The 8,687-nt window shown below is 52.7% G+C and carries 5 protein-coding genes; 1 reads left to right on the forward strand and 4 read right to left on the reverse strand.

Annotated elements, in window-relative coordinates:
- Positions 1 to 138: 138 nt before the first annotated feature.
- The 3 genes from AC0QHF_RS12190 to AC0QHF_RS12200 form a co-directional block, all read right to left on the reverse strand.
- Positions 139 to 5,562: a trifunctional serine/threonine-protein kinase/ATP-binding protein/sensor histidine kinase gene (locus AC0QHF_RS12190; protein ID WP_324704488.1), complete on the reverse strand. Its 5,424-nt coding sequence runs from the start codon at positions 5,560 to 5,562 to the stop codon at positions 139 to 141.
- A 238-nt stretch (positions 5,563 to 5,800) separates the two neighbouring features.
- Positions 5,801 to 6,400, reverse strand: a complete 600-nt coding sequence (locus AC0QHF_RS12195; RefSeq protein WP_324704489.1) for a Uma2 family endonuclease — start codon at positions 6,398 to 6,400, stop codon at positions 5,801 to 5,803.
- Between the two features lie 220 nt (positions 6,401 to 6,620).
- On the reverse strand, positions 6,621 to 7,214 hold the full coding sequence (locus AC0QHF_RS12200; RefSeq protein ID WP_324704490.1) for a phycobiliprotein lyase: 594 nt from the start codon (positions 7,212 to 7,214) through the stop codon (positions 6,621 to 6,623).
- A 224-nt stretch (positions 7,215 to 7,438) separates the two neighbouring features.
- Between AC0QHF_RS12200 and AC0QHF_RS12205 the strand changes: the two genes are divergently transcribed.
- Positions 7,439 to 7,606, forward strand: a complete 168-nt coding sequence (locus tag AC0QHF_RS12205) for an NblA/ycf18 family protein (protein WP_324704491.1) — start codon at positions 7,439 to 7,441, stop codon at positions 7,604 to 7,606.
- A 106-nt stretch (positions 7,607 to 7,712) separates the two neighbouring features.
- Here the strand turns inward: AC0QHF_RS12205 and pstB are convergent, their stop codons facing one another.
- Complete coding sequence (gene pstB, locus AC0QHF_RS12210) at positions 7,713 to 8,537, reverse strand: phosphate ABC transporter ATP-binding protein PstB (protein WP_324704492.1); 825 nt, start codon at positions 8,535 to 8,537, stop codon at positions 7,713 to 7,715.
- Positions 8,538 to 8,687: the final 150 nt, after the last annotated feature.

Genomic DNA, 8,687 nt, shown 5'->3' on the forward strand with positions numbered 1-8,687 from the left:
GACTCAAGTCGCCGTTCGTTTTTCCTCCCTGCTCTAAAGAGACAGAGCTTCCAAACGTATCGGAGATTTTACGTGAAAACTGGCGACGGGCGATTGATTTGTCGGGAAAATGAGAAACCGGGTTTCTAGGGGTTTGACCTAACCGCGAACAGGCAGTCGGATTAAGAACTCCGAACCCCGACCCAAAGCCGACTCGACCGCCAGAGTGCCGCCGTGATGTTCCGTGACAATTTTACGGGCGATCGCCAATCCCAAACCGGTTCCTTTTCCGGCGGCTTTTGTCGTGAATAAATAATCAAATATTTTGGCTCGTATCTCTTCCGTCATCCCCCGGCCGTTGTCGCCGATTTTGATCTGGACGTGATCGCCCTCGTTCCCGCCGAGTTCCGCAGGGAGAATCTCGGTCTGAATTGTAATTGTGGGTTGGCGAGCTTCTAATTCCCGAATCGAGACAGTTTGAGGCATTTCGTCGAACATATCGATCGCATTCGCCAAGATATTCATAAATACCTGGTTTAACTGTCCGGGAAAACAGAGCAATTCGGGAATTTTGCCGTAGTTCTGAACCACCTGAATCGCCGGACGATTCGGGTTCGCTTTCAGGCGGTGGCGCAGAATTAACAAGGTGCTCTCGATACCTTCGTGAATGTCAAATTTTTGCCGGTCGTCGCGATCGGCGCGGGAGAACGTCCGCAAACTCCTGCTGATCGATTTGATGCGATCGCCCGCATCCTTCATCGCCCGCATCAGTTTCGGCAAATCTTCGCGAATGTAGTCCAATTCGATCGCCTCCCGTTCCTCCTCAATTTCTGCCCCCGGTTCGGGAAATTTCTCGCCGTAGAGATCGAGCAAACCCAACAGATCGTCGAGATAATCTCGGGTCGCACTGACATTGCCCAAAATGCAGCCCACGGGATTGTTAATTTCGTGGGCGACCCCCGCGACTAAGTTCCCCAGAGCCGACATTTTCTCACTTTCTACCAGTTGCATTTGGGACTGTTCCAGCCGCCGGGAATAGTCTTGGGCCTGTTGGTAGAGGCGGGCATTTTCCAGAGAAATCGCCGCTTGAGTAGACAGAAGGTTTAAAAGTTGGACGCGATCGCGGGTAAATGCGCCGATGGTAGCCCGATTCTCCAAATACAAAAGGGCGATGAGTTGACCCTGTTTCAAAATCGGATTACACAGGATACTCTTGGGTTTTCGTCGCAAAATATAAGCATCATTTTCCAGCAGCGGATGGTCGGCCGCATCCGCGATCGCCATCGGTTCTCGGCTCCGTTCGACCCAGTGAATTAACGTTTGGGGAAGCTCGGAATAACTGGATCGGGGGACGGACTGCACTCGGGCGGGTTCCTCGATAGTCGCCACCGCCTCGACAAACCATTGATTGTCCTGCGGCATCAGCAAGATCCCGCGATCGGCTCCCGCATTTTCCAGCACCGTTTGCAGCAAAGTCGCCAACAGTTTTTCCAGTTCAATTTCACTCGATAGGGTGAGGGAAGCTTTCAACACCGTCGCCAAGTCCAGGGTTGCCGAAATACTGGTACTGCTGGAGGTCGAAGAATGGGTATTGCTCGTCTGAGTCGTACCCGAACCGGCGATCGCAAACAGCGTTTCTGTCGCCGATAAAGTGGTCCGAGCGGATTGCAAAATCGGTGCGAGTAGTTGGGGATGGCGGCTTTCCAAATCGGCAACTTTCCCTGCCGCCCCCCATTTGGCATAGCAATAATAAGCCTCTTGCATATAGCCGGCGGCGACTTTTTCCTTACCCCAATTTAGGTAGAATTGAGCCGCCCGTTCGTTGGCGAGGGCTTCTTCTTGGATCAAACCGCTTTCTTTGGCACCCGCGATGGCGCGATCGTAGCGATCGCCCGCGACGTAATTTTGACCGCAAACCCGACATTTTTCGGCTTCGATCAAGTCAACTTTGTGTCGGTAATTCATGGGGGCATCCTGCGCCCATTCCGCCAATATCCGTTGGTGAGCTTCCGCCCGTTTTAGGGTTTCATCCCGCTCACTTTCCTCGCCGTCGGAGCAGACCGCCAAGTCAGTTAACGCGGCGTAAAAATGGAACAGGGGGCGATCGACAATCCCCACTAATATCGCTAAATGTCGCTCGACTTCGGCAATATAATTAAGGGCATTGGTATAATTACCGAACAGATAGGCGGATAGGAGTTTGTAAACGTGGGCGATCGCGATCGCGACGAACTCTCCATCCCGGCGATACCTGGGAAACATCACCGTTTCATCGTAGGCGATTCCCGACAGGCGATCGGGTTTCTCCACCGTTTCTCGGAGATTCTGGACGAGCTGTTGAATCATCCTCAGATAAGCCAGAACCGAATCTTGCTTGGCCGCCGCCAAAGCGACGCAGTAATTTTCGAGCTCCGAATCCCAATCCCCCAGCGGCACCCCCGCCAACAAATTACCCCGGAAATAATTGTGGCTGTTGTAACCGGCATAGAGGAAGTTTCCCGTTTCCATACCGGCAAAATAACCCGCTTTTACCGTCGGAATGATCGCCCGCAGCGATTCTCGACGATGTTGGAGAAAACAGCCGAACATCAGCAAAGTGAGGGACTTAAATTCCCGGGCATCAAACCGCTCTAAAAGGCGGAGGGCAACCTGTCCGAAAGCATAGCCCCGGTCAACCTCTCCCAGAAAAGCGGACAGCACCATCCCGTGGCCCGCGTAGCCGATGGTCGATGCCGGGGTATTGCCAAATTCCAAAGATAAACTCACCATCGTCGCCATCAACAGCGGTAGCAGGGTGGGTTGGCCGAGAAAAACCGGCGTAAACAACTCAGCCAGCAGTTGCATCGCCCCGATGGTTTGAGGGTCGCTCATGACAGGCCGTTCGGCGAGTTCCTCAATCTTTTGACCTTCGAGTTTACGGGACACTTTTTGCAGGGCGGTACTCGTCAAGATCTCATCGGGTTCGGAGGAAAATTCGATGCCCAATTCGGACAGGGCTTTGGCGCCGAGAGAAATCGCCTGCAAAAACTGACTCCGGGCGCCCAAGTCTTGCAGTTGAATTTGGTAGACTTTGATGCGATCGAGTTGGGTTCGGGCCGAGTCTAAAACGACACCGGCGAAGGACTCCATCGCCTCAAAGTCGGCATTTAAATGAGCGGCTTCCGTGGCGGCGATGTGGAGAGCCAAGGTCAACTCATACTGACGTTGCCAAGGGTCGGCGGTGAGTAATTCCAGCCCCGTTTGAATGAAGTTGCGGGCGGCGACGTAGGCGGTGGCTTGTTTGGCTTTCCGTCCGGCTTTTAAGTTCAGTCGGGCGAGGGCTTCCCGTTCGTCGGGATCTCGCAGGAGTGTTTGTCCGAGGTTGAATTGTCCCACCAAGTCGAAGAGTTTTTCTTCCTGCTCAGTTGGGGAGAGTTTTTGTCGGAGCAGTTGACCGATTTTGAGGTGAGTCGCCTGTTTTTTAACTTCGGGAATCAGGGAATAGCTGGCTTGTTGGACGCGATCGTGCAAAAAGCGATAGCCGGGGTTAATTTCGCCCGGGCTGACTGAGCCACCGATGTCCTGAAAGAACTTGTAAACTTGATTGGTGGGCAAAATCAAACCCTCTTGTAAAGCCGGCCACAGGGCCGTTGCAACTGCCTCGGGCGATCGCTCCGAAATAATCGCCAAGGTACCCAGATCGAACCGGTTGCCGATACAGGCAGCCAACTTGAGAATGTCTCGGGTTTCCGGGGGCAATTTTTGCAACTGCCGCGCCATAAATTCCACCACGTCATCGGTGGTGGCGGCGGCGGCAATTTGGGCGATATCGCATTCCCAGTAACCGCGATCGCGATTGAAAGTGATGTGACCTTCCCCGTGCAGCGCTTTCAAAAATTGCGTGATAAAAAAGGGATTGCCTTGAGTTTTGCGATCGACCAGTTGCGTTAGGGGTCGGGCCAGTTCCCGGGAACAAATCAGGGTATCTGCAACCCAACGATTCTCATCTTCTAACCCCAGGGGCGCGAGGGTAATTGTATTCACGATCGCCCCGGATTTCTTCAGTTCCTCCACCGTCAAGATAAACGGATGGGTCGGGGAAACTTCGTTATCTCGGTAGGCTCCCAATAGTAACAGATAACCCCGGTCGTTCATCAGCCGTTCGATCAACTGTAGCGATGCCAAATCTGCCCACTGCAAATCATCCAAAAAGATCGCGAGGGGATGTTCGGGTTTGGCAAAAACTTGAATGAACTTTGAAAACAGCCGGTTGAATCGATTTTGAGCGGCGGTGCCGGAAAGTTCGGGAGCCGGGGGTTGTACTCCGATAATTTGTTGCAGTTCGGGAATCACTTCGATCAACACTTGTCCGTTTTCTCCCACCGCCTCGAGAATCCGAACCCTCCAGTCGGCCAACTGTCGGTCAGATTCACAGAGCAACTGCCCCATTAAATTGCGAAAAGCCTGCACAAAAGCACTCAAAGGGATACTGCGGTTAAATTGGTCGAATTTTCCCTTGATAAAATAGCCCCGTTGTCTGACAATGGGTTTGTGGACTTCGTTGACGACGGCCGTTTTTCCGACGCCGGAAAATCCCGCCACGAGCATGAATTCTGCTGCCCCTTCACTGACTCGGTCGAAGGCGTGGAGGAGGGTGTGAACTTCGGCTTCGCGTCCGTAGAGTTTTTCAGGGATGAGGAAGCGATCGCTCAGATCTCGCCGCCCCAATTCAAAATGGGCGACGGTTCCCGTGGCTTTCAACTGGGTCAAACACTCCCGCAGGTCAAATTGGAGTCCCAGAGCACTCTGATAACGCTCTTCGGCATTCTTCGCCATCAATTTCGCGACGATCGCCCCCACTCTCTCGGGAATGTCGCTATCGACCTGATGCACCGGTGTGGCGACCTTGGCGATGTGACCGTGCACCAATTCTAAGGGATCGTCGCTGCTGAAAGGCAGGCGACCCGTCAGCAATTGATAGAGGGTGATGCCGAGGGCGTAATAGTCCGCCCGGTAGTCGATCCCGCGATTCATCCGCCCCGTTTGTTCCGGCGCGAGATAGGCCAGGGTTCCTTCCAAAATATTGGGATTTTGGATTTCTTGGGTTTCTTTGGGCAGCAAAGAGGCGATACTGAAGTCGATCAGTTTGATTTGCCGCGTTTCGGGGTGAATCAGAATGTTGGCGGGTTTGATATCTTTGTGGATGACCCGGTGTCGGTGCAAATCCTGGAGAATCTCGGCAATTTGCAGGGCGATGCTCAACACCCGGGTCAATTCTAAAGGTTGCTTCCGGCTGTATTTGTCCAGGGAAATTCCGCCCCAATCTTCCATCACCAAGGCATAGGTGTTGCCGACGGGTTCTAAACTCAGGGGTCGAACGATGCCGGAAATGGGCAGTTTTTTGGCGATCGCATACTGATTGCGAAACTGTACCAACTCTCCAAAGCTCGGATGCTCCCGCCGCAGCAGCTTAATTGCGACGGGGCGTTCTCCGGCGATTTGCACGCCTCGATAGACCGCCGTTCGCGACCCCAGATATAACTGTTCGACCAGTCTATAGCCGAGGATTTCGGGGAATTGCTGCGTGTGAGATCTCGAAGACATCTTGGGTTGGGGGGGTGAGTCGAGTGGAAGCCGATTCCATCTCAACTTTAACAAATTCACAGGTCTTTATTTTCTACCCACTCACCGACCCGGAATCGACCCCCTCGGTGTCCCGTGGGATTCATTCAGTCTCGCCGCTCTGGACTGGATGGGACTGGAGTATCTGGTTGGGGGAATAAACCGAGTTTATAGATGAGTTTTTTATGGATTCCAAAATATTATTGTAGAAACCCGGTTTCTAGGGGGCGGGGGTGTCGGGTGAGGAGAAAATATTTCCCGCCGCCAAAATCTGTTCGACAGTCAAAGTCAATTCGGGAAAAAATTGGGAGACAATTTGTTGATTTTCGGTCAAAACCGTTTCCTCGTACAATCCCTCATCCAGCCGCAAAACGGAAACCTTATTCAACATCGGATCGACGATCCAATATTCGGGGATTTCCGCCGCCGCATATTCGGATCTTTTGTACCGATAATCCCGGCTGACGGATTCGGGACTGACGACTTCCACGACTAACATCGGCGGGGTTTGAAAAACGGCGGATTGATCCAACAGTTCTAAGACTTGTTCCCTGGATACCACGCAGACATCTATCAACCTAGACTTCCGAAATCCAGTGCGGACTCCCGCTTCTTTCAAACACAGCCAAGGTGAATTCAGCCGAGTTATTTCTGCTGTCAAACTATCTCGGATAAAATCGGCGATGAGCAAATGTCTGATCGTCGGCGGATTCATGATTTCCAACTTTCCATTGACCAGTTCATAACGGTTGTCCGTGCCGTCGTCATATTCGAGGTAATCTTCAAAAGTATATGTTTTTTCTATGGTTATAGATGTCATGGCGATTGGATTATAGCGTTTCTCTGGCTAATCAAGCACGTTTGAAAATTCAAAGTCCCCCTTTTTAAGGGGGATAATGGGGGATCGAACCGTACCGCGGCGGATAGAAAACTGCTCGTATCATTTTTTAAATGTTACTGCCTTTGAGGATATTCGCGGGGGCTCCCATCCCAACAACGGACTCCCGTTCAAACCTTTCGGTTCGACGGGAGTCGCGGTTTTACCAACCCAAGGCGGAGATGAAAGGAACGGTTTCCTTCTCTTTCGGGGAGGATTCTGTCGCTTCGGCGTCGGGGTCGATGCGGACTTCGGTGCAGAAGGTGGAGGTGTTGAAGCCACCGAACCGCTTCACGGCACTCGATCGCATCCTGACATGGGGACCGACGAACCAAAACCGCTCGATGGAACTCATGGTTTCGTATTCCGTCACCAAGGTCAGTCCCTCTTCCTCATCCATCTCGAACCGGCCGATCACCGGGACGATCTCGGCGTAGCCCCGTTCCCGCAGCATCCGGCCCTTGCGGGGATCTTCGGGGTCGGGGACGATCGCGAATACGGTCGATCCCTTGTGGTTCTCGTCGTCCTTGTCCCAGGCCATCTCCCCGTTCCAGGTGACGTGGGCGCCCCCCGCGGCCAGACCGGGGTCGATCTCGTGCATCTCGCAGATCTCGAGGATTTTGGGGTCGTCCGCGGCCAGGGCCGTCACGTCGATCGTCGAAGATCCCTTCTCCGCCTGGCGGAAGGCCAGGTGGTGGGTCGTCCGCTGCGATCGCCACCGCCCCGCACTTTGGTTGAAAAATTCCATCGCGTCCATCGGCTCAATCTCGCTCCTTTGGTCGATTTTTCGAGGTTTTCACCTTTTTATGATAAGGCTATGGTCGCAGATGTTAATTTTTGCAAAAAAAATAAGTGTCCAAATGTCCGTCGTGGACAGAAAGTCAAGCACTTGTTACGATAATTTACATATAGCGTAAAGAAAAGTTACACTTGACGAGTGACCTTTTTCTGAATCCTTGAGTTTCACAGGAGGAGCGAACCATGCAAACCCCCGGAAATCTGAGCATCGAGCAACAATTCAAGTTGAAGGTGCTGCAAGAACAAGTCAAGCACCTGAGCTTGGAAGAAGCCCAGGAGTACCTGATCGAAGTGTTTCGCCAGGGAATGGTCAAAGATAATTTACTCAAACACTGGATGAAGGGCGCGTAGCGCGATCGCCACGAAAACAAAGAAGTCAGAACGGCAATCCCCCCTGCTGTTCTGACTTGTGCCCAATTTCGATCTGGGCAATCAAAAACGCGATCGCGCCGTTTTTTTACCCGAACCGGCCGCTGACATACTGCTGGGTCGCCTCTTCTTGGGGATTCTGGAAGATACTCTGGGTATCGTTGAATTCCACCAGATAGCCGAAGCGCTTGCCCGCTTCGACCGCCTTGGCGTTGTAGAAGGCAGTCATGTCCGCCACCCGCGTCGCCTGCTGCATATTGTGGGTGACGATAATGATGGTATAATTTTCCTTCAACTCGTGGATCAGATCCTCGATCGCCAAGGTCGAGATCGGGTCTAGAGACGCGCAGGGTTCGTCCATGAGCACCACGTCCGGGTTCACCGCGATCGCCCGGGCGATACACAACCGCTGCTGCTGTCCCCCAGATAACGCGAAGCCATTTTCGCCCAACTTATCCTTCACCTCATCCCAAAGCACCGCCTGACGCAGCGATCGCTCCACGATCTCGTCCAGTTCGGCTTTGGATTTGGCCAATCCATTCACCCGCACCCCGTAGGCGATATTGTCGTAAATCGTCTTGGGGAACGGATTCGGCTTTTGGAACACCATCCCGATGCGCCGCCGCACCTCCACCGGATCGACATTCGGATCGTACAAATTCTGTCCGTGGTAGTAGATCTGCCCGTCCAACTTGAAGCCGTTGATCAGGTCGTTGAGGCGGTTGAAGCAGCGCAAAATCGTACTTTTCCCACACCCGGACGGGCCGATAAACGCCGTCACCTTATTTTTGAAAATGTCGAGGGTGACACCGCGCACCGCTTTGAAACTGCCGTAGAAGATATCGATATTTTCGGTGCGGATCACCGTCTCCATCTGGTTGGCGGTATCCATATAGGGTTGAGTAGAATCCATGATGAAAAATCAACTCCTTGACAATTGATTGACTTCTCCCCGGTCTAAAGACGCGGGGATTCTTAAGCCGTCAAAAACTGAACTCTTAAAGGCATAGTCAATGTGCCTCTACCAACTCCTTTAAGAGAAAATCCTAAAGTTGTTGCTATT

The organism is Lyngbya sp. CCY1209, from assembly GCF_055795065.1.

Coding starts and splice junctions, on each gene's coding strand:
- AC0QHF_RS12190 (WP_324704488.1), bottom strand. CDS start 5,562: ATGTCTTCGAGATCTCACACGCAGCAATTCCCCGAAATCCTCGGCTAT.
- AC0QHF_RS12195 (WP_324704489.1), bottom strand. CDS start 6,400: ATGACATCTATAACCATAGAAAAAACATATACTTTTGAAGATTACCTC.
- AC0QHF_RS12200 (WP_324704490.1), bottom strand. CDS start 7,214: ATGGACGCGATGGAATTTTTCAACCAAAGTGCGGGGCGGTGGCGATCG.
- AC0QHF_RS12205 (WP_324704491.1), top strand. CDS start 7,439: ATGCAAACCCCCGGAAATCTGAGCATCGAGCAACAATTCAAGTTGAAG.
- pstB (WP_324704492.1), bottom strand. CDS start 8,537: ATGGATTCTACTCAACCCTATATGGATACCGCCAACCAGATGGAGACG.